Annotated in this window: 18 protein-coding genes; 7 read left to right on the forward strand and 11 right to left on the reverse strand. The window is 59.4% G+C overall.

Going from position 1 to position 20,775, the window contains the following annotated elements; translation table 11 throughout:
- Positions 1-113: 113 nt before the first annotated feature.
- From ACM6IQ_RS22795 to gpmI, 4 genes are all read right to left on the reverse strand, one after another.
- Positions 114-881, reverse strand: a complete 768-nt coding sequence (locus ACM6IQ_RS22795; protein WP_414879915.1) for a divergent polysaccharide deacetylase family protein — start codon at positions 879-881, stop codon at positions 114-116.
- 1 nt (position 882) lies between these two features.
- Complete coding sequence (locus ACM6IQ_RS22800; protein WP_017336059.1) at positions 883-2,202, reverse strand: S41 family peptidase; 1,320 nt, start codon at positions 2,200-2,202, stop codon at positions 883-885.
- Between the two features lie 34 nt (positions 2,203-2,236).
- Positions 2,237-3,529 (reverse strand): murein hydrolase activator EnvC family protein, encoded by a 1,293-nt coding sequence (locus ACM6IQ_RS22805; RefSeq protein WP_017336060.1) that lies wholly within the window; start codon positions 3,527-3,529, stop codon positions 2,237-2,239.
- A gap of 241 nt (positions 3,530-3,770) precedes the next feature.
- Positions 3,771-5,300 carry a 2,3-bisphosphoglycerate-independent phosphoglycerate mutase gene (gpmI, locus tag ACM6IQ_RS22810; protein WP_414879916.1) on the reverse strand — a complete coding sequence of 510 codons (1,530 nt, stop codon included), beginning with the start codon at positions 5,298-5,300 and terminating at the stop codon, positions 3,771-3,773.
- 153 nt (positions 5,301-5,453) lie between these two features.
- On the opposite strand from gpmI, the gene ACM6IQ_RS22815 reads away from it, so the two are divergent.
- From ACM6IQ_RS22815 to secB, 3 genes are read left to right on the forward strand one after another with little or no spacing between them, the layout of a single operon-like run.
- Entirely contained in the window at positions 5,454-5,867 is a 414-nt protein-coding gene (locus ACM6IQ_RS22815) for a rhodanese-like domain-containing protein (protein ID WP_008024918.1), read from the forward strand.
- A 1-nt stretch (position 5,868) separates the two neighbouring features.
- The gene (gene grxC, locus ACM6IQ_RS22820; RefSeq protein WP_008149430.1) at positions 5,869-6,123 is read left to right on the forward strand and encodes a glutaredoxin 3; all 255 of its coding nucleotides are present in this window, start codon (positions 5,869-5,871) and stop codon (positions 6,121-6,123) included.
- Between the two features lie 41 nt (positions 6,124-6,164).
- Positions 6,165-6,656, forward strand: a complete 492-nt coding sequence (secB, locus tag ACM6IQ_RS22825; protein ID WP_017336062.1) for a protein-export chaperone SecB — start codon at positions 6,165-6,167, stop codon at positions 6,654-6,656.
- Positions 6,657-6,777: 121 nt separating this feature from the next.
- Here the strand turns inward: secB and ACM6IQ_RS22830 are convergent, their stop codons facing one another.
- Positions 6,778-7,233, reverse strand: a complete 456-nt coding sequence (locus ACM6IQ_RS22830; RefSeq protein WP_007949025.1) for a tRNA (cytidine(34)-2'-O)-methyltransferase — start codon at positions 7,231-7,233, stop codon at positions 6,778-6,780.
- Between ACM6IQ_RS22830 and ACM6IQ_RS22835 the strand changes: the two genes are divergently transcribed.
- The gene (locus ACM6IQ_RS22835) at positions 7,232-7,672 is read left to right on the forward strand and encodes a hypothetical protein (protein WP_414879917.1); all 441 of its coding nucleotides are present in this window, start codon (positions 7,232-7,234) and stop codon (positions 7,670-7,672) included. The genes ACM6IQ_RS22830 and ACM6IQ_RS22835 overlap by 2 nt on opposite strands.
- 480 nt (positions 7,673-8,152) lie before the next feature.
- Here ACM6IQ_RS22835 and ntrC read toward each other — a convergent pair whose 3' ends face one another.
- The 5 genes from ntrC to glnA form a co-directional block, all read right to left on the reverse strand.
- Positions 8,153-9,589 carry a nitrogen regulation protein NR(I) gene (gene ntrC / locus ACM6IQ_RS22840; protein WP_017336064.1) on the reverse strand — a complete coding sequence of 479 codons (1,437 nt, stop codon included), beginning with the start codon at positions 9,587-9,589 and terminating at the stop codon, positions 8,153-8,155.
- Complete coding sequence (gene glnL / locus ACM6IQ_RS22845; protein ID WP_017336065.1) at positions 9,586-10,671, reverse strand: nitrogen regulation protein NR(II); 1,086 nt, start codon at positions 10,669-10,671, stop codon at positions 9,586-9,588. The genes ntrC and glnL overlap by 4 nt, the downstream gene beginning before the upstream one ends.
- A 230-nt stretch (positions 10,672-10,901) precedes the next feature.
- Positions 10,902-11,522, reverse strand: coding sequence for a DUF4124 domain-containing protein (locus ACM6IQ_RS22850; RefSeq protein WP_414879918.1), 621 nt, complete (start codon positions 11,520-11,522; stop codon positions 10,902-10,904).
- Complete coding sequence (locus tag ACM6IQ_RS22855; RefSeq protein ID WP_017336067.1) at positions 11,519-12,028, reverse strand: DUF4124 domain-containing protein; 510 nt, start codon at positions 12,026-12,028, stop codon at positions 11,519-11,521. The genes ACM6IQ_RS22850 and ACM6IQ_RS22855 overlap by 4 nt, the downstream gene beginning before the upstream one ends.
- A gap of 200 nt (positions 12,029-12,228) precedes the next feature.
- Positions 12,229-13,635, reverse strand: a complete 1,407-nt coding sequence (gene glnA, locus ACM6IQ_RS22860; RefSeq protein ID WP_017336068.1) for a glutamate--ammonia ligase — start codon at positions 13,633-13,635, stop codon at positions 12,229-12,231.
- A gap of 330 nt (positions 13,636-13,965) precedes the next feature.
- On the opposite strand from glnA, the gene thiI reads away from it, so the two are divergent.
- Positions 13,966-15,420 (forward strand): tRNA uracil 4-sulfurtransferase ThiI, encoded by a 1,455-nt coding sequence (gene thiI, locus ACM6IQ_RS22865; RefSeq protein ID WP_017336069.1) that lies wholly within the window; start codon positions 13,966-13,968, stop codon positions 15,418-15,420.
- Between the two features lie 139 nt (positions 15,421-15,559).
- Complete coding sequence (gene typA, locus ACM6IQ_RS22870; protein WP_017336070.1) at positions 15,560-17,380, forward strand: translational GTPase TypA; 1,821 nt, start codon at positions 15,560-15,562, stop codon at positions 17,378-17,380.
- A gap of 211 nt (positions 17,381-17,591) precedes the next feature.
- On the opposite strand, the gene ACM6IQ_RS22875 is transcribed toward typA, so the two are convergent.
- Positions 17,592-18,032: a YkgJ family cysteine cluster protein gene (locus ACM6IQ_RS22875; RefSeq protein ID WP_027922155.1), complete on the reverse strand. Its 441-nt coding sequence runs from the start codon at positions 18,030-18,032 to the stop codon at positions 17,592-17,594.
- A 259-nt stretch (positions 18,033-18,291) separates the two neighbouring features.
- Here ACM6IQ_RS22875 and ACM6IQ_RS22880 point away from each other — a divergent pair, with 259 nt between their 5' ends.
- The gene (locus ACM6IQ_RS22880) at positions 18,292-20,742 is read left to right on the forward strand and encodes a glycogen/starch/alpha-glucan phosphorylase (protein ID WP_017336072.1); all 2,451 of its coding nucleotides are present in this window, start codon (positions 18,292-18,294) and stop codon (positions 20,740-20,742) included.
- Positions 20,743-20,775 lie beyond the last annotated feature (33 nt).

The raw sequence follows: 20,775 nt of genomic DNA on the forward strand, positions 1-20,775 counted from the left end.
AGTGTGGGAGCGAGCCTGCTCGCGATGAGGCAGTGTCAGTCAACATCACTGTTGGCTGATTCACCGCCATCGCGAGCAGGCTCGCTCCCACAGTGGTTTTGTGTTGTTGCGGATTAGCGGTAAACGCCATCCTTTCCATGCGCAGCCGTCGCGCGATTGCTGCGCACGCTGATCATCTGCTTGATGTCGATCCACTCAATGCCCTGAGCCTTGAGCTTGGGCAGTTCCCTCTCCAGCACCGCCAGTGTCTGCGGATACGGATGCCCGATCATCACCGCCGAGCCTTGCTTGTGCGCCAAATTAATCGCCGTCTGCAACTGCGTGAAAATCGCCGCTTCCGTGCGCTCATCATCCAGAAACACATCCCGCGAAACACTCGCCAACCCGATCTTCTGCGCCTCGGCCGCCCCCACGGTTTGCGCGCTGGTTCGACTGTCGAGGAAGAACTTGTGCCGCCGCTGCAAATCCGCCATCAGCCAGGCCATGGCAGCGGTTTGAGCAGTCATCCGGCTGCCCATGTGATTGTTGATGCCCGCGGTGTAAGGCACGACCTTGAACGCTGCATTGAGGCGTTTTTCGAGTTCGTCGATGGGCAAGTCGGGATGCCAGGCGAACGGGCCCGTGGCTGGGTCCATGGGCATGTGCAGGATGACGATCTTGCCGGCGCGATGGGCTTCGCGGGCGAATTCGGTGGCGTGGGGCGTGTCGGGCATGATCGCGGTGGTTACCGGGCCGGGCAGGGCCAGCACGCGGCGATCCCGGGGCAGGTTCTGCCCCAGGTCATCGATGATCAGTGTGAGGTAGGCCTTTTGAGGGGCGGGCGCCGCGTGAGCAACACCCGCCAGACAGCACAGCAGACCGAGAGCCAGCCGCAGGCGCATCTCAGCGGCCGGAGGTGATGCTCAACCCTTTGAGCAGGCTCAAGGCCTGGGCCAACTGGTAATCATCGTCCTGCGGCATCGCCTTGGCTTTGCCACTGGAGCCGGTCGGTTTGTCGGCGCCGCCGTTGCCATTGCCCAGGTGACCTTGCAGATCGGCTTCCTTGAAGTACTCGCCGTCCTGCTCGCTGGTGATCTTGGCCTTGCGTACTTCGATGTCCGGGACGATGCCCTGGGCCTGGATCGAGCGACCGTTCGGCGTGTAGTACAGCGCCGTGGTGATCTTCAGTGCGCGGTCGTTGTTCAGCGGCAGCACGGTTTGCACCGAACCTTTACCAAAACTGGTGGTGCCCATGATCACCGCGCGCTTCTGATCCTGCAGGGCGCCGGCAACAATTTCCGAGGCCGAGGCACTGCCGCCGTTGATCAGCGCAACCATTGGCACGGCTTCGCTTTCGTCCTTGCCGGTGGCGGAGAAGCGCAACTCGGAGTTGGCGATGCGGCCTTTGGTGTAAACGATCAGGCCTTTGGTGATGAAGTGGTCGACCACTTCCACTGCCGCTTGCAGCACGCCACCCGGGTTGTTACGCAGGTCGAGGATGATGCCTTTGAGTTTCTTGCCGTTGTCTTTGCGCAACTTGGCCAGGGCCTTGGAGACTTCTTCGCCTGTCTTGACCTGGAACTGGGTGATACGGATGTAGCCGTAGCCGGACTCCAGCAACTGGCTCTTCACGCTCTTCACCTGAATGATGGCGCGGGCCAGGGTCACGTCGAACGGCGTGCCGCCATCGCGAACCAGGGTCAGGGTGATTTTCTGGCCGATCTTGCCGCGCATCTTGTCCACGGCTTCGGTCATGCTCTGGCCGCGAGTCGGCTGGCCGTTGATCTTGACGATGAAGTCGCCGGCCTGAATGCCAGCCTTGGAGGCCGGGGTGTCATCGATAGGCGAAACCACCTTGATGAAGCCGTCCTCGGCACCGACTTCGATGCCCAGGCCGCCGAATTCGCCGCTGGTGCTTTCCTGCAATTCAGCGAAGTCTTCCGGGCCCAGGTAGGCGGAGTGCGGATCGAGATTGCTGAGCATGCCCTTGATGGCGTTTTCCAGCAGGGTCTTGTCGTCCACCGGCTCGACATAGGCTGCCTTGATCCGATCCATGACCTCGGCAAAGGTGCGCAACTCTTCCAGCGGCAACGGCGCCTTGGTGGTCGCAGCAGTGCCCGCAGGCGCGACCGCCGGAGCCGGTTGAGCAGCGAACGCCAGAGGCGCGCCGATCACCAGGGCGATCGTCAGGGCCAGCGAGGTAAGACGGGACAAATGCAGCATGTCGAACGAACTCCTAATGTAGGTGACTCAACGCCTATCCTTGCGCGCGGCACCATTGCGCCGGATCACTCGGGTGACCCTGCTGACGAATAGCGAAATACAGCGCTGGTGTGTCCTGCCCGCCACTGCTGCCAACAGTGGAGATGGACTCACCGGCTTTTACCACGTCACCCGCAGACTTGAGCAGCGTCTGGTTGTGACCGTAAAGACTCAGGAAACCGTTGCCGTGGTCGAGAATCACCAACAGCCCCGCACCGCGCAACCAGTCGGCAAACACCACGCGTCCGCCATGCACGGCATGCACCTGGCTGCCGGCGGAGGCGCTGATCATCACGCCGTCCCACTTGGTTCGGGAGTCGTCGCCACGGGTTTCGCCAAAGCGTGCCAGCAGTCGACCATCAACCGGCCACGGAAGTTTGCCGCGAGTTGAAGCAAAAGGGCCGCCGAAGGTTTCGCCTGAACTGGAAACCAGCGCACCGGGTGTTGATTTAACGGGTTTGCGTGGGGCGTCGGTGGCATTTGCTTGAGCCTCGGCCTCACGTAAACGCTTTTTTTCGGCTTCCTGCTGGGCGATCAGCGCTTTTTGCCGCGCCTCTTCTGCCTCTCGAGCCTGGCGGGCCAGGGTTTCTTCAATGGTTTTAAGGACTTTAGACAGGTCCGCCTGATCCTGCTCGCGGGCGGCCAGCTTCTGGTCGCGAGCCTTTACGTCGTCACTCAGCTTGGCCAGGACTCGCTGGCGTTCCTGACGGACTTTGTCGAGTTCATCCCGCTGGCTGTCGAGGCTGCTCTTCTGCACCAGCAATTGCGCTTGCTGCAGGGAAATGTCCTTTTCGACATTTGCCAGTTGGCGCAGGGTTTCGTTGAAATTCTTCAGCTGCTCCAGGCGGGCCTGGCTCAGGTAGTCGTAATAGGTGAGGGTGCGGGCGAATTTTTCCGGGTTCTGCTGGTTGAGCAATAGCTTCAAGTACTCCTGACGGCCGTTCTGATAGGCCGCGCGGGCCTGAATGGCGATCAGTCGTTGCTGTTCAATGCGCGCGCTCTGGAGTTTTTTTTTCTCACCATCGAGACGCTGCAGCTCGGATTCGCTTTTCTTCAGCTCTTTTTGCAGGGCTTCGACCTGCTTCTCGAGCTTGCCCATCTCGGTCTCGGTGCCCTTGAGGTCTTTCTGTACGCCGGATTTTTCTTCCTGGAGCTTGCCCAACAGTTTTTTCAGCTCGGCAATGTCCTGACGCGTGGCGTCCAACTGTTGTTGGGTTTGCGCGCGCTCGTCAGCAAAGGCCGGTTGGAGCAGGCAAGTCAGAGCAAGGGCTATCAGGACGCGAAGCATAGAGGCGGGTGATACCAGGGAAAGGGACGGCCTAGTATGCCCGCCCCACGCTGCAAAAAAAACGCCCAATTGGGGCTGTGTGATAACTGGAGCGGTGTTGCCTCTGAAAACACTCCAAAACCACTGTGGGAGCGAGCCTGCTCGCGATGGCGCCCTGACATTCAACAATGATGTTGGCTGTCAGATGGCTATCGCGAGCAGGCTCACTCCCACAGGGTTTGGCGTCGTCAGATGGATCTGGTTACACCAGAATCGATGTGCCGGTCATTTCAGATGGTTTTTCCATCCCCAGCAGCATCAGCATCGTCGGCGCGACATCCGCCAGCACGCCGCCATCACGCACCTTGAAGTTCCGCTTGCCGACATAGATGAACGGCACTGGCTCGGTGGTGTGAGCAGTGTGTGCCTGGCCAGTGGAGGCATCGGACATTTGCTCGACGTTGCCGTGGTCGGCCGTAATCAGCGCTTCGCCGCCGACTTTTTCCAGGGCATCGACGATGCGGCCGACGCACAGGTCCAGGCATTCCACGGCTTTCACCGCGGCATCAAACACACCGCTGTGGCCAACCATGTCGCCGTTGGCGTAGTTGACCACGATCACATCGTAACGCTGGTTTTCGATGGCATCGACGATGCGGTCGGTGACTTCCGGCGCGCTCATTTCCGGCTGCAGGTCATAGGTGGCGACTTTCGGCGACGGGATCAGGATGCGCTCTTCACCCGGGAACGGTTCTTCACGACCGCCGGAGAAGAAGAAGGTCACGTGGGCATATTTCTCGGTTTCGGCGATGCGCAGCTGTGTCTTGCCGTTTTTTGCCAGGTAGTCACCGAGCACGTTGTCCAGACTGCCGGCGGCGAAGGCCGAAGGCGCAGGAATGCTGGCGGCGTATTGGGTGAGCATGACGAAGCCGGCCAGTTTCGGCTGGCGTGCCCGCTCGAATTCCTTGAAATCGTCTTCGACGAACACGCGGGTCAGCTCGCGCGCGCGGTCGGCGCGGAAGTTCATGAACACCACGGCGTCGCCGTCTTCGACTTTCACCGGCTCACCGATGGAGGTGGCTTTGACGAATTCGTCGCTCTCGCCACGTTCGTACGCGGCTTGCAGGCCTTCCTGGGCGGTGGCGGCGTTGAATTCACCGTTGCCATCGACGATCAGATTGTAAGCCTGGGATACGCGGTCCCAGCGGTTGTCGCGGTCCATGGCGAAGTAACGGCCGATGATGCTGGCAATCCGGCCTTTGCCGAGGGCCTGGAAGGTCGCGTCGAGCAATTCGATGGACGACTGGGCGCTTTTCGGTGGCGTATCGCGGCCATCGAGGAAGGCGTGCAGGTAGATTTTCTCCGCGCCGCGCTTGTAGGCCAGTTCGGCCATGGCGACCAGGTGATCCTGGTGACTGTGCACGCCGCCATCGGACAGCAGGCCCATGAAGTGCACGGCTTTGCCGGCAGCTACGGCTTTATCCACCGCGGCGCAGATAGTCGGGTTCTCGAAAAACTCGCCGTCGCGGATCGATTTGGTCACGCGCGTAAAGTCCTGATACACAACACGGCCGGCACCGAGGTTCATGTGGCCGACTTCGGAGTTGCCCATCTGGCCATCCGGCAGGCCGACGTCCATGCCACTGCCCGAGATCAGGCCGTTCGGCACGGTGGCCCACAAACGGTCCAGTACGGGCTTCTTGGCCGCAAACACGGCGTTGGACTCAGGGCTGTCACTGTGACCGAAGCCGTCGAGAATAATCAGGACCAAAGGTTTAGGCGTGGTAGTCATGGATTCCACTCGTGGCTGAGTTAAAAGAGGGCAATGGAAAAGGGAGTGGCAGTTTAAAGCGAAGTTCCGACGGCGTCACCGCCGGACGGGGTTTGGCCCACCATAGTGGCTGTGTATACTGGCCGACATTTTAACGCCCTGGAACCTCCTTCGATGGTTGCTCACCTGATTGAATTTGCCACTAACCACTATCTGCTCGTCGGTATCTTCGTCGTACTGCTGGCGTTGCTGATCGCTTATCAAATGCAAGGCGGCGGCCGCAGCCTGAGCACCGGTGAACTGACCGGGCTGGTCAACAAGGACGCGGGTGTTGTGATCGACATTCGTCCGGTCAAGGATTTCGCCGCCGGTCACATTGTTGGCGCGTTGAACATTCCTCACGACAAACTGGCCGCTCGCGTCGCCGAACTGGAAAAGCACAAGGCCAAGACCATCATCCTGGTCGACGCCATGGGCCAGACCGCCGGCACGCATGCCCGCGAGCTGATGAAGTCCGGCTTCACCGCCGCCAAGCTGTCCGGCGGTATTTCCAGCTGGAAAGGCGACAACCTGCCGCTGGTGAAGTGATATGAGCAACGTCGTCGTCTATTCCAGCGATTACTGCCCTTACTGCTCGCGAGCCAAGTACTTGCTCGAGAACAAAGGCGTGGCCTTCGAAGAGATCAAGGTCGATGGCAAGCCGCAGGTGCGCGCCGCCATGGCCCAGAAGGCCGGACGTACGTCCGTGCCGCAGATCTGGATCGGCAGCACCCACGTTGGCGGCTGTGATGATTTGTTTGCCTTGGAGCGCGCCGGCAAGCTCGACGCCATGCTCAAGGCCTGAATGCCTTCCCTATAAGACCCCAAGATCAGAAAGGATCTGAGATGACTGACCAACAGAACACTGCAGCCAGCGAAGAAGACACCGCACCGCAATTCTCCTTGCAGCGCATCTATGTACGTGACTTGTCGTTCGAAGCCCCGAAAAGCCCGGCGATCTTCCGCCAGCAGTGGGAACCGAGCGTCGGTCTGGATCTGAACACTCGTCAAAAGGCCTTGGAAGGTGACTTCCACGAGGTCGTACTGACCTTGTCGGTTACCGTGAAGAACGGTGAAAACGGCGAAGTGGCGTTCATCGCTGAAGTGCAACAGGCCGGGATCTTCCTGATCAAGAACCTGGACGACGCTTCGATGAGCCACACCCTCGGCGCGTTTTGCCCGAACATCCTGTTCCCGTACGCTCGCGAAACCCTGGACAGCCTGGTGACCCGTGGTTCGTTCCCGGCCCTGATGCTGGCTCCGGTGAACTTCGATGCGCTGTACGCACAAGAGCTGCAACGCATGCAGGCGGCGGGCGAGACTCCGACCGTTCAGTAAGCGGTTCAGCAACACCCATGTGGGAGCGAGCCTGCTCGCGAAAGCGGTGTTTCAGTCGGTATTGATGTCGACTGACACGCCCTCTTCGCGAGCAGGCTCGCTCCTACATTTGTTATGGGTGTTACTTGAAACCGAGCTGGCGCCAGCCTTCGTACACGGCAACCGCCACGGTGTTCGACAGGTTCAGGCTGCGGCAGCCTTCGCGCATCGGCAGGCGCAGGCGTTGTTCACCAGGCAGGGCGTCGAGCACTTCAGCCGGCAGGCCACGGCTTTCCGGACCGAACAGGAACGCGTCGCCCTCGGCGAAGCTCGCGTCGTGGAACGGCCGCGAACCCTTGGTGGTAAAGGCAAACAGCCGCGGATGACCAAGGCTTTCCAGGCAGCTGGCGAGGTCTGCATGGCGTTGCAGGGTGGCATACTCGTGGTAGTCGAGGCCGGCCCGGCGCAGGCGTTTGTCATCCATCTCGAAGCCCAGCGGTTCGATCAAATGCAGGTGGCAGCCACTGTTGGCGCACAGCCTGATAACGTTGCCGGTATTCGGCGGAATTTCTGGTTGGAAAAGGATGACGTGAAACATGCACGGCTCCGAAGGTAAAGATGACGCGCATTCTACGCCGCAAGCGGACCCGCGTTCGAAACTATTCCCGCGGGTGATGGGTTCGCTGGCGATTGTCGGAGTAATGGTGGGGCTGATGATCGGTCGCCTGACCACGCCCGACCCCAGCGAACTGCAGCAAGTCGACGTGACGAGCGACGGGCTGGTGGTGTGGTTCAACAACGAACCCAAGTCCCATGGGGAGTTTGTGGACGGCAGCCTGGCGTTGCTGTTCGAGGCTGAGGGCAAGGCGCAGAAAGGTCAGCTCAAGCTCAACGACAAGATCGTGAACTGGCGGGTGCGTTCGAGTGACGGGGGGCTGTTGCTGTCGGTCGTGGCGGCCCGGCCACTGCAGGGGGAGTGGGCCGGTAGCGAGGTCGATGACCGCTGGCGGCTGGAGATCCATCTCCGAGAGCAATAAAAGAGGGAATCCCCGGCCTGCCTGTACCAAGGTTCCCAAAACGGGAGGGCTCGCGCATTGCGTCGTGAGCCCGGTGTAAAGAAGGAACCCCTGACCTGCCTGTATCAAGGGCCCCAAAACTGTTTGGGCTCATCGCAAGTGCGGTATGAGCCCGATGTAAAGAGGGGAATCCCCGGCCTGCCTGTACCAAGGTCCCCGAAACCGGGTAGTGAACTGAATCACTGAATGGACTATTGCAGGGGGCGTGCCAGGTTTTAACAAGTTGAAACAGAAACACTGATTGAAACGCCGAAAGCCCCGTATTACGGGGCTTTCGTGTTTTTTCGATAAGGGTTCGATTGCGAATGCAGGCAGGATTTCGGATCAGTTGGCGTGCGCGATTGCGGTTCACGGTGCCTTGCGGCGGTGCATTCGGCCGCCAAAAGCATCGCGGGCAAGCCCGCGATTGGATCTCACTGGCAGCGAAGTACTAACAGCCGGTTAACCCTCTTCTCCTTCATCATCATCCCCGCCATCCACCTTCATCCCCAGCTCCTTGATCTTGCGCGTCAGGGTATTACGCCCCCAACCCAGCAAAACGGCGGCATCGCGGCGGCGGCCAGCGGTATGCTTGAGTGCGGTTTCGATCATGATCCGTTCGAAGGCCGGCACTGCCGTGTCGAGCAGGCTCGACTGACCGCGAGCCAGCGCCTGATCAGCCCACTGACGCAGCGCTTGCTCCCAGTTGGTCACTGGCGCTGAATCCTGGGGCAGGCTCAGCAACTCCGGCGGCAGGTCGCTGATGTGCACTTCGCGACCCGAAGCCATCACCGTGATCCAGCGGCAGGTATTCTCCAGCTGACGCACGTTGCCGCCCCACGGCAGGTTCTTCAGGTATTCCTCTGTTTCACTTTTCAGCAGCTTCGGCTCTACCGCCAGTTCTTGCGCGGCGCGGCTGAGGAAGTGCTTGGCGAGCGTCGGGATGTCTTCGCGACGGTCCGACAGCCGCGGTATATGAATGCGGATCACGTTGAGGCGGTGGAACAAGTCTTCACGGAATTTCCCGGCGTGCACCAGGGTTTCCAGGTTCTGGTGCGTCGCGGCGATGATTCGTACATCAACCTTCACCGGCACATGACCGCCGACGCGATAGAACTCGCCGTCGGCCAGCACGCGCAGCAAACGGGTTTGTGTGTCAGCCGGCATGTCGCCGATCTCATCAAGGAACAGCGTGCCGCCGTCCGCCTGCTCGAACCGTCCGCGACGCAGATTGGCCGCGCCGGTGAACGCACCCTTTTCATGGCCGAACAGTTCGGACTCCATCAGATCCTTCGGGATCGCCGCCATGTTCAGCGCAATGAACGGCGAAGCCGCCCGTGGGCTGTGACGGTGCAGGGCGTGGGCCACCAGCTCTTTACCCGTGCCCGATTCACCGTTGATCAACACGGTAATGTTGGAGTGACTCAGGCGCCCGATGGCGCGAAACACTTCCTGCATCGCCGGCGCTTCACCGATGATTTCGGGTGTGCGGGTCAGGGCAACCGGGACTTCCAGGCCTTGCTGTTCCTGGGCGTGCTGGTTGGCGCGCTTGACCAGCGACACGGCTTCGTCCACGTCGAACGGCTTGGGCAGGTACTCGAACGCACCGCCCTGATAGGACGCGACAGCGCTGTCCAGATCGGAGTGCGCAGTCATGATGATCACTGGCAACCGTGGGTGTTGCTCGCGAATCCGCGCCAGAAGGTCCAGACCGCTGGCCCCCGGCATGCGGATGTCGGAGATGATCACGTCCGGCTGCTGGCGCGCCAGACGGCTCATCACGCCATCGGCGCTGTCGAAGCTTTGCGTGGTCATGCCTTCTTGTTGCAAGGCTTTTTCCAGGACCCAACGGATAGAACGGTCGTCATCGACGATCCACACGGTTTCACTACGGCTCATGTCGATGTGGCTCCTTGTTCCAGTGGCAGAAAGATCGAGAAGGTGGTGTGGCCTGGATGGCTGTCACATTCGATCAGGCCCTGGTGCTGGCTGATGATGTTCTGGGTAATGGCCAGGCCCAGCCCGGTACCGTCCGGACGGCCGCTGACCATGGGAAAGAAGATGGTTTCCTGCAGGTCTGCAGGAATGCCGGGACCGTTGTCGATGATTTCGATCTTGGTCACCAGGCGATGGCGCACGTGGCCGATGGTGAACTGGCGCATGGCGCGGGTGCGCAAAGTGATGCGGCCCAGGCGCAGCTCGTTCTGGCTGCTGATGGCCTGCATCGCGTTGCGCACGATGTTCAGGACGGCCTGAATCATCTGCTCGCGGTCGATCAGCACGTCGGGAATGCTCGGGTCGTAGTCGCGCACCAGCGTGATGCAGCCTTGGCTTTCCGCCTCGACCAAATGACAGACACGTTCCAGCACTTCGTGGACGTTGCACATGGCCAGCGAAGGCAGTTTGTTGGAGCCGAGCATGCGGTCCACGAGGTTTCGCAGGCGGTCGGCTTCTTCAATGATGACGTTGGTGTAATCGCGCAGGCTCTCTTCCGGCAGTTCGCGGGCGAGCAACTGGGCTGCGCCGCGAATCCCTCCCAGCGGATTCTTGATTTCGTGAGCGAGGCCGCGCACCAGCATCTTGCTGGTTTCCTGTTTCGACAGCTGCGCCTCTTCCTTGGTGATCCGCAACAAGCGGTCTCGTGGATGGACTTCCAGCAGCAGCATGGTGGCGCCGTTGGCCAGGATCGGTGTTACCGCGTAATCGACGGTCAGCGTCTGGCCGGTGAGGGCCGTGAGCATCGCTTCGCGCTTGGTGAACGGGTGCGCCTGCTCGACCGCCTGACGCAGGGAATTCAACGCCTCGGTGGATTCAGTGAACAACTCGCTGATGAACTGCCCATGGCTTCGCTGACCGCTGATGGCCAGGAGCATCTCTGCCGCCGGGTTCATGTACTCAAGGCGCAGTTCGGCATCGAGCAGAATGGTGGCGGTGGTGAGGTTGTCGAGTAGCAAACGGTGTAGTGCGTCGCTAATGGTCATCGGGACCTCTTTTGGAGCAGGGCGCGCGCATGAATAAAGCGCTGATGCGAGGAAAATGCAAAAACCAAACCAAGGCTCCGAAAAGAAGCGTTAAAGGCCTGAAACGGGCGTTTGACGCTCGTTTGCGTGGCGTTCTGCCAGCTTTTGCGGGTACTTTCGAACCAAAATGGGTTGGAATGTGGGTACGGTGCAAGCTATTGCACCAATATAGTGCGCAAAGCTGAATGGCGTTAGAAGAAGCGCAGGAAGGGATTTTTTTCTTCTTCGGGTTTGTCTTTGAGCGGACATTCCGGTCGTTGGCCGTAGTCGGTCAGCGTGCAGGGTTTGACCTGGCGTTTCTGCGCGAGGGAGATGCGCAGCATGTGAAACGGTTGATTGGCCGTACGTTCGACGATGCGGCCCTGCTCATCGAGAATTTCTACCGACAGGTTATGGCTGCCACGGTCGATGTTGCTCAAGGCAAATACCGGACTCGGGCCGGGTTCAGCGGTGGACTGCCCGTCCAGCAACAAACGGTAGCGATGACCCCGTTGCAGGCCGGGTTCGCTGGTGACGCTGACGATCAGCTCGCCAGCGCTGCTACGAACCGTGGCGTCGGGCTCGGGCACCAGCACTCTGAGCAGTTCGTAGCGGAACAGCGGCTTGGTTTCGTTTTTTTTCCCGGCAATCACCGGCGCTGCGCCGGTCGGGTTGGCGGACATGCGGTTGCTCGTCGCCAGCGGCACGCGTTTGGCGTTGCGGGAGCCGGGCTGGTCAGTGAAGACCCGATTGCCCTGGGCGTCGATGTAGGTGAAGACTTCGGCCGACACGGGCAGCACGACCAGGCAGGCGAGCAACAGCCACCCCCTCACGGCTTGTGCACTCGCTGGACGGTGAAGGTCAGGACCGGGCTCTGCTGGACGACGTTTTCCCCCTCGATCACCTGGACCGCGAGGCTGTGAGTGCCGCGATCAATGTTGACCAGCTGCAGAATTGGCACGTTGCTCGGCTGGCCATAAGGCTGATCGTCCAGCAACAACCTGAATAAATGCGGACCTTGCAGACGGGGTTTGATCAGCACGTTGACGGTGAAGGTGCCGTTGTTGGCGCGCAGCGCCTCGGTGGTGGGCAAGTTGGTCAGCTCCAGCACCTCGTAGGCACTGCGCGGCTGTTCGCGGCTGGTGGCTTCGACAGGTGGGGCGGCAGGTGTCTGGCTCTCGACGCTATTGAGCGGCGGTAACTCGACCGGCTCCGCCTTCACGCCGTCAGGCGGCTGATTGCTGTAGGCGGTGTTCCCGGCGGCGTCGGTGTACTTATAGATCTGCGCTGCGGCGGGCAGGGCGATCAACAGCAGCATCAATAGAAAACCACGACCCATAAAATCGACCAGAAACGAAAGCGTTGGATTGCAGCATAGGTCAGTGGCGGCGGTTGGCCCAAGCTGTAAACATCCGGGAATGATTTCCGAGATCCCTCAAACACCACAGGAGTACGGCGTTGCCGCTGAATTGCGGGCACAAAAAAGGCCTCCCGAAGGAGGCCTCTTTTTGTCACGCCGCGTGCCGCAGCGCTACCGGATCAGCAGCTGTAGTACAGCTCGTATTCCAGTGGGTGTACGAAGGTGCGGACCTTGATTTCTTCTTCGCTTTTCAGAGCGATGTAAGCGTCGATGAAGTCATCGGAGAACACGCCGCCTTTGGTCAGGAACGCGCGACCTTTGTCCAGCTCTTCCAGGGCTTCTTTCAGGCTGCCGCAAACTTGTGGGATCTCTTTCGCCTCTTCAGGCGGCAGGTCGTACAGGTTTTTGTCAGCTGCGTCGCCAGGGTGGATCTTGTTCTGGATGCCGTCCAGGCCAGCCATCAGCAGTGCAGCGAAGCCCAGGTATGGGTTGGCTGCTGGATCCGGGAAGCGGGCTTCGATACGGCGAGCGCGTGGGCTGGACACGTAAGGAATACGGATCGAAGCGGAACGGTTGCGAGCCGAGTAGGCCAGCATTACCGGAGCTTCGAAGCCTGGGACCAGACGCTTGTAGGAGTTGGTCGACGGGTTGGTGAAGCCGTTCAGGGCCTTACCGTGCTTGATGATGCCGCCGATGAAGTACAGGGCGGTGTCGGACAGGCCGGCATAGCCTTCGCCAGCGAAGGTGTTCTTGCCATCTTTGGCGATGGACAGGTGAACGTGCATACCCGAACCGTTGTCGCCGTACAGAGGCTTAGGCATGAAGGTCGCGGTGCGGCCGTATGCATCAGCAACGTTATGTACGCAGTACTTCAGGGTCTGAACTTCGTCAGCCTTGGCGACCAGGGTGTTGAACTTCACGCCGATTTCGTTCTGACCGGCAGTCGCCACTTCGTGGTGGTGAACTTCGATGACCAGGCCCATTTCTTCCATGGCGTTGCACATGGAGGTACGGATTTCGTGGTCGTGGTCGAACGGCGGAACAGGGAAGTAGCCGCCTTTGACGCCTGGACGGTGGCCACGGTTGCCGCCTTCCACGTCCTGGTCGGACATCCACGAACCTTGTTCGGAGAAGATTTTGAACATGGAACCAGAGATATCGGACTTGAACTTCACTTCGTCGAAGATGAAGAATTCTGGTTCCGGACCAACGAATACGGTGTCACCGATACCGGTCGACTTCAGGTATTCCTCGGCGCGTTTGGCGATCGCACGTGGGTCGCGGTCGTAGCCTTGCATGGTCGAAGGCTCGATCACGTCACAAACCAGGATCAGGGTCGGCTCTTCGGTGAACGGGTCGAGGACGGCAGTGCTGTCGTCCGGCATCAGGATCATGTCGGAGGCTTCGATGCCTTTCCAGCCAGCGATGGAGGAACCGTCGAACATTTTGCCTTCTTCGAAGAAAGCTTCATCCAGCGCGTCGCGAGCCGGCATGGTCACGTGGTGCTGAGTGCCTTTGGTGTCCGTGAAGCGCAGATCAATCCACTTGACGTCATGATCTTTGATGAGTTGAACCGACTTCGACATAGTGTCCTCCGGGTGGCTTCGGGCTTAGTAGTGGATGCCCTTAGAATGTGGGTGATGCCGGCGCGAATACTCTGCCAAGGCAACCTGCCTCACAAGGGAGCAAATTGCATGCCAGTGCCCCAGCATGGGTTTTTTGCCCCAATATCACGCTTATAAAGGCACAAATCGCATTGAGGGGCAAAATGTCGCCCTACAATGTAGCGTCGAAACCAATAAACGACCCGTTTTGGTGCGCTGAAAACCTTCTGCACATTAACTGGTTAAACCTTGAGCAATTTCCGCTATAATCCGCGCCCCCCTTTTTCGGCTGGCCCAGCGCGCGCTGTTTTCATGAAACTAATCGTAAAAGTCTTCCCCGAGATCACCATCAAGAGCCGCCCGGTACGGATGCGTTTCATCCGCCAGTTGGCCAAAAACATCCGCACCGTGCTCCGTGACCTGGACCCGGCCGTGGTGGTGAACGGTGTGTGGGACAATCTCGAGCTTGAAACCCGCGTTACTGAGCCTAAAGTCCTGAAGGACATGACCGAGCGCCTGAGCTGCATGCCGGGCATCGCGCATTTCCTGCAGGTCGACGAGTACCCGTTGGGCGACTTCGATGACATCGTCGCCAAGTGCAAGCTGCACTTCGGTGATTCGCTGGCCGGGAAGATTTTTTCGGTGCGCTGCAAACGCGCCGGCAAGCATGAATTCAGTTCGATGGATGTCGAGAAATACGTCGGCAGCCAACTGCGTCGTCAGTGCGGCGCCGCCGGAATCTCGCTGAAAGAGCCGGAAATCGAAGTTCGCATCGAAATTCGCGACAAACGGTTGTTTGTGATCCACAGCCAGCACAACAGCATCGGCGGTTATCCGCTGGGTGCCCTGGAACAGACGCTTGTGCTGATGTCCGGCGGCTTCGATTCCACTGTTGCGGCCTACCAGATCATGCGCCGTGGCCTGATGAGCCATTTCTGCTTCTTCAATCTGGGCGGGCGGGCCCATGAACTGGGCGTCATGGAAGTGGCGCACTTCATCTGGAAGAAGTACGGCAGCTCCCAACGCGTGTTATTTGTCAGTGTGCCGTTCGAGGAAGTACTGGGAGAAATTCTCGGGAAAGTCGATAACAGTCATATGGGTGTAGTTTTGAAGCGTATGATGTTGCGCGCTGCTTCCCGTATTGCCGATCGGCTGGACATCGAAGCGCTGGTCACCGGTGAAGCGATTTCCCAGGTTTCCAGCCAGACGCTGCCGAACCTGTCCGTGATCGACTGCGTGACCGACAAGCTGGTCTTGCGTCCGCTGATCGCCAGTCACAAGCAGGACATCATCGACCTGGCCAACGAAATCGGCACTGCCGACTTCGCCAAGCACATGCCGGAGTATTGCGGGGTCATTTCGGTGAACCCCAAGACCCACGCCAAGCGTCCGCGCGTGGAGCATGAAGAGAAAGAATTCGACATGGCGGTCCTTGAGCGTGCGCTCGAGAACGCCAAACTGGTGCCGATCGATCGCGTGATCGACGAATTGGGCCAGGACTTGCAGATCGAAGAAGTCAGCGAAGCACTGGCGGGCCAGATCATCATCGACATCCGACACCCGGATGCCGCTGAAGACGAGCCGCTGGAACTCGCTGGCATTGAGGTACAAGCGATGCCGTTTTATGCATTGAACGCTCGTTTCAAGGAACTGGACCCTACTCGCCAGTACCTGCTGTATTGCGACAAAGGCGTGATGAGTCGCCTGCATGCCCACCATTTGCTCAGTGAGGGGCATGCCAATGTGCGCGTTTATCGACCGAGCTAAGAGCCCGGGGCTGTTTGCCTGTGGCCTGCGTCACCGGCCCCCCGACTCTGCCGTCAAGCTGTAACGGCAAGGCCTGACTCTACTGTTAATCGCTGCCAAGACTTGTCAGCACACCGAATCCTCTGATCGAGATACACAAGTGATCGAAAATCTACGCAACATCGCCATCATTGCTCACGTTGACCATGGTAAAACCACCCTGGTAGACAAACTCTTGCGTCAATCCGGCACCCTGGAGCGCAACGAGCTCAACGACGAGCGCGTGATGGACTCCAACGACCAGGAGAAAGAGCGCGGTATTACCATTCTGGCGAAAAACACCGCCATCAACTGGAACGGCTACCACATCAACATCGTGGATACCCCGGGCCACGCCGACTTCGGCGGCGAAGTTGAACGCGTAATGTCGATGGTTGACTCCGTTCTGCTGCTGGTTGACGCTCAAGACGGCCCTATGCCGCAAACCCGTTTCGTGACCAAGAAGGCTTTCGAAGCCGGCCTGCGTCCGATCGTGGTCATCAACAAGGTTGACCGTCCAGGCGCGCGTCCGGACTGGGTTCTGGACCAGATCTTCGACCTGTTCGACAACCTGGGTGCCACCGAAGAACAGCTGGACTTCAAAGTCGTCTACGCCTCGGCCCTGAACGGTATTGCCGGTCTGGAACACACCGACATGGCTGAAGACATGACCCCGCTGTACCAGTCGATCGTCGACAACGTACCTGCGCCGAAAGTCGACCGTGACGGTCCGTTCCAGATGCAGATCTCTGCTCTGGACTACAACAGCTTCCTGGGTGTTATCGGCGTTGGCCGTATCGCTCGTGGTCGCATCAAGCCGAACACTCCGGTTGTCGCTATCGACGCCGACGGCAAGAAGCGTAACGGTCGTATCCTGAAGCTGATGGGTCACCACGGCCTGCACCGTATCGACGTTGAAGAAGCAGCTGCCGGCGACATCGTCTGCATCAGCGGCTTCGACCAGCTGTTCATCTCCGACACTCTGTGCGACCCACTGAACGTCGAAGCGATGAAGCCGCTGACCGTTGACGAGCCAACCGTTTCCATGACCTTCCAGGTAAACGACTCGCCTTTCTGCGGTAAAGAAGGCAAGTTCGTGACTTCCCGTAACATCAAGGAACGTCTGGACAAAGAGCTGCTGTACAACGTTGCTCTGCGCGTTGAAGAAGGCGACTCGGCTGACAAGTTCAAAGTCTCCGGCCGTGGTGAGCTGCACCTCTCGGTACTGATCGAAACCATGCGTCGCGAAGGCTTCGAAATGGGTGTTGGTCGTCCGGAAGTGATCATCCGCATGGTTGACGGCGTCAAGCACGAACCGTACGAAAACGTGACCATCGACCTGCCGGAAGAATCGCAAGGTTCGATCATGGAGCAGATCGGTATCCGTAAGGGCGACCTGACCAACATGGTTCCGGATGGCAAGGGCCGTGTGCGCCTTGAGTACAACATCCCGGCCCGTGGCCTGATCGGCTTCCGTAACGAGTTCCTGACCCTGACCTCCGGTGCAGGCATCCTGACCTCGATCTTCGACCGTTACGACGTGATGAAGTCCGGCGACATGTCCGGCCGTCAGAACGGCGTGCTGGTTTCGGTTGCTACCGGTAAGGCTCTGACTTACTCGCTGGAAACCCTGCAAGCTCGCGGCAAACTGTTCCTGGGTCACGGTGAAGACGTGTACGAAGGTCAAATCGTCGGCATCAACAGCCGCGACAACGACCTGGGCGTCAACCCAACCAAAGGCAAGAAGCTCGACAACATGCGTGCTTCGGGTAAAGACGAAACCATCGCTCTGGTTCCGCCTATCCGTTTCACCCTGGAACAAGCGCTTGAGTTCGTGCAAGAAGACGAACTGTGCGAAGTCACTCCTAAGTCCATCCGTCTTCGCAAGAAGATCCTGGGCGAAAGCGAGCGTACCCGCGCTGCCAAGAAAAGCGGCAACTGAGTTTCGACTTAGTTAAGGCTTAAAAAAAACGCCCCCGACCGCAAGGTCGGGGGCGTTTTTGTTTGTCCGGGGTTTGTGCGGTCACTGTGGCGAGCGAGCTTGCTCGCGCTGGGCTGCGTAGCGGCCCCAGATTTTTGCAGCTAGCTGATTTTCTGAGTGCTATGCACTCAAGCGGGAGCAAGCTCCCTCGCCACAGTTCACAGGCTGAGGATCAGAATTTTTCGAGGGTACGACGGCTACTGCTGGTCTCGCGCGCCACTTCCTTTGGCTTGTAAGCGCAATACCCCGGCCGCGGTCCGATTTTCGGGTGATTGCGGCAAGTATCCGGGCGCTTTTCATAAATAGTGCACAGACGGCTCTTACGATCCAGGTACAGGCAATCGTTATTGCTCATGCGCTGGAGGGTGAAGATCTCGGTTTTCTGGCTGTAGCGCTCGACGATCCCTTCCTTCTGCAACCGCTTGGCGATGTTCTTCGCCGGTTCGCCGCGCTCGAACTCGTCGACGATACCGATGCGGATCAGATCCTTGATCTTGACCTCGACCGGCAGGGTGCAGCAGCTGGATACACACGAGCCGCACATCGGCGCAGAATATTTGGCCCAGGTATCGAGACGATCGATTTCTGCGGCGGCGATCAGGTTGGGCTTCATCATCAGTTGTTACCAGCGTGTGTATCAGGGCGCGCGATCATACCGGGACTGGTGGATTTTTGAACAACCTTTCGCCAGATTTTTTCTTGGCCGTGCAATAAACACCGTTAATCCGGCACGGCCCCTGCATTGATTCAGGCACACGACAATGTAATGCCGGCCTATCTCGCACTAACAGGAAAAACTGCCGAACCAGAGCCCACGCCGTCTGTCTGACCGTCTAGGCTCAACTACTTCACGCTCGCTCGAGGTCTTATCGATGACTCAAGAACCACTTGTTCGCGAAGCAGAGGTGGCCGCATTTCGCGACGCCGTCTTGACCAAACTCACCTACGCGGTGGGTAAAGACCCGGATCACGCCTTCGACCACGACTGGTTCGAAGCCATTGCGCTGGCCGCGCGCGATCACATGGTCGAGCACTGGATGGATCACACCCGGCAGATCTACCGCAAAGGTCAGAAGCGAGTTTACTACCTCTCCCTGGAATTTCTCATCGGCCGGCTGCTCTACGACAGCCTGAGCAACCTCGGCCTGCTGGACGTTGCCCGCGAGGCCATGACCGAACTCGGCGTCGACATCGAGCGCATCCGCCTGCTGGAGCCTGATGCGGCCCTGGGTAACGGTGGCCTCGGTCGGCTGGCGGCGTGCTTCATGGAAAGTATGTCGACCCTCGGCATCGCCGGCCACGGCTACGGCATTCGGTATGAACACGGCTTGTTCCGTCAGGCGATTGTCGATGGCTGGCAGCAGGAACAGACCGAGCATTGGCTGGATTTCGGTAACCCATGGGAATTCGAGCGCCCCGAAGTCGTTTACCCGATCGGCTTTGGCGGCAGCGTTGAAACCGTCACCGACGACAGCGGAAAATCCAGGCAAGTCTGGTCCCCGGCTGAAACCGTGCGCGCCATTGCGTATGACACCCCGGTGGTCGGCTGGCGCGGGGCGAGCGTCAACACGCTGCGCTTGTGGCGTGCCCGTGCGATGGAAGATTTGCACCTTGAGCGCTTCAATGCCGGCGACCACTTGGGCGCGGTCGCGGAAGTGGCCCGGGCGGAAAGTATTTCCCGCGTGCTCTACCCGGCGGACAGTACCGAAGCCGGCCAGGAGCTGCGCCTGCGTCAGGAGTACTTTTTTGTCGCGGCGTCTCTCCAGGATTTGCTGCGCCGCCATCGCAACATGCACACCTCGGTGCTGACCCTGGGCGATCACGCGGCGATCCAGCTCAACGATACTCACCCGTCCATTGCCGTTGCCGAGCTGATGCGTCAGTTGGTCGATGTCTACGACGTGGCGTGGGACGCTGCATGGCAGGTCACCGTCGACACGCTCTCGTACACCAACCACACGCTGTTGCCGGAGGCGCTGGAAACCTGGCCGGTCGGTTTGATGGAGCGGATGCTGCCGCGGCACATGCAGATCATTTATCTGATCAACGCTCAGCACATCGACTCGCTGCGGGCCAAAGGCATTCACGATTTCGACGTGCTGCGTGCAGTGTCGCTCATCGAAGAGGACAACGGACGCCGCGTGCGCATGGGCAACCTCGCGTTTCTCGGCTCCCACAGCGTCAACGGCGTGTCCGGGCTGCACACGCAGCTGATGCGCAAGACCGTGTTCTCCGAACTGCACAAGATCTACCCGGAACGGATCAACAACAAAACCAACGGGATCACCTTCCGCCGCTGGCTGTATCAGGCCAACTCGGAGTTGACCTCGATGCTGGTCGACGCCCTCGGCCCTGATCTTCTGGATAACCCGGAAGAGCGCTTGCTCGATCTGGAACCCTTCGCTGAAAAAGCCGCGTTCCGCAAAGCGTTCGCCGAGCAGCGCCTGCACAGCAAGAAAGCCCTGGCGTACATCATTCATGAGCGGCTTGGGGTCGCGGTCAACCCGGCAGCGATGTTCGACGTGCAGGTCAAGCGGATCCACGAATACAAACGCCAGTTGCTCAACCTGCTGCACACCGTCGCGCTGTACCAGGCGATCCGCGCCGAGCCGGAAATCGACTGGGTGCCACGGGTGAAGATCTTCGCCGGCAAGGCCGCCGCCAGTTATCACCAGGCCAAGCTGATCATCAAACTCACCAACGACATCGCCCGGGTGGTGAACAACGACCCGACCGTGCGCGGTTTGCTCAAAGTGGTGTTCCTGCCCAACTACAACGTCAGCCTGGCGGAGAGCATCATTCCGGCGGCGGATTTGTCGGAGCAGATTTCCACCGCAGGTTTTGAAGCCTCGGGCACCAGTAACATGAAGTTCGGCCTCAACGGCGCGCTGACCATCGGCACCCTGGACGGCGCCAACGTGGAAATGTGCGAACGCATCGGCGCCGAGCACATGTTCATCTTCGGCCTCAGCGCGCAGCAGGTTGAAGCTCGCAAGCAGAACCACGAGTTCAGCGCGGTGCCGGACATTGCCGCGTCGCATCGACTGAATGACGTGCTGCAAGCGATTCGCGGCGGAGTGTTTTCGCCGGACGATCCGTCCCGCTACACCGGCTTGATCGATTCGCTGATTGACTACGACCGCTTCCTGGTCTGCGCCGATTTCGATTCCTACTGGGAGGCGCAGATGCGTGTGGAAGCCCATTGGCACGATTCGAACCAATGGTGGCGTTCAGCGGTGTTGAACACGTCCCGGATGGGCTGGTTCTCCTCCGACCGGACTATTCGCGAGTACGCCACGGATATCTGGAAGGCATTGGAGTAAGTCTTCAATCGGCTCGATATACTGGCGCGCCGG

It is taken from the genome of Pseudomonas sp. IT-P100, from assembly GCF_949767185.1.
In the GTDB taxonomy this organism is placed as follows: Bacteria; Pseudomonadota; Gammaproteobacteria; order Pseudomonadales; family Pseudomonadaceae; genus Aquipseudomonas; species Aquipseudomonas fluorescens_B.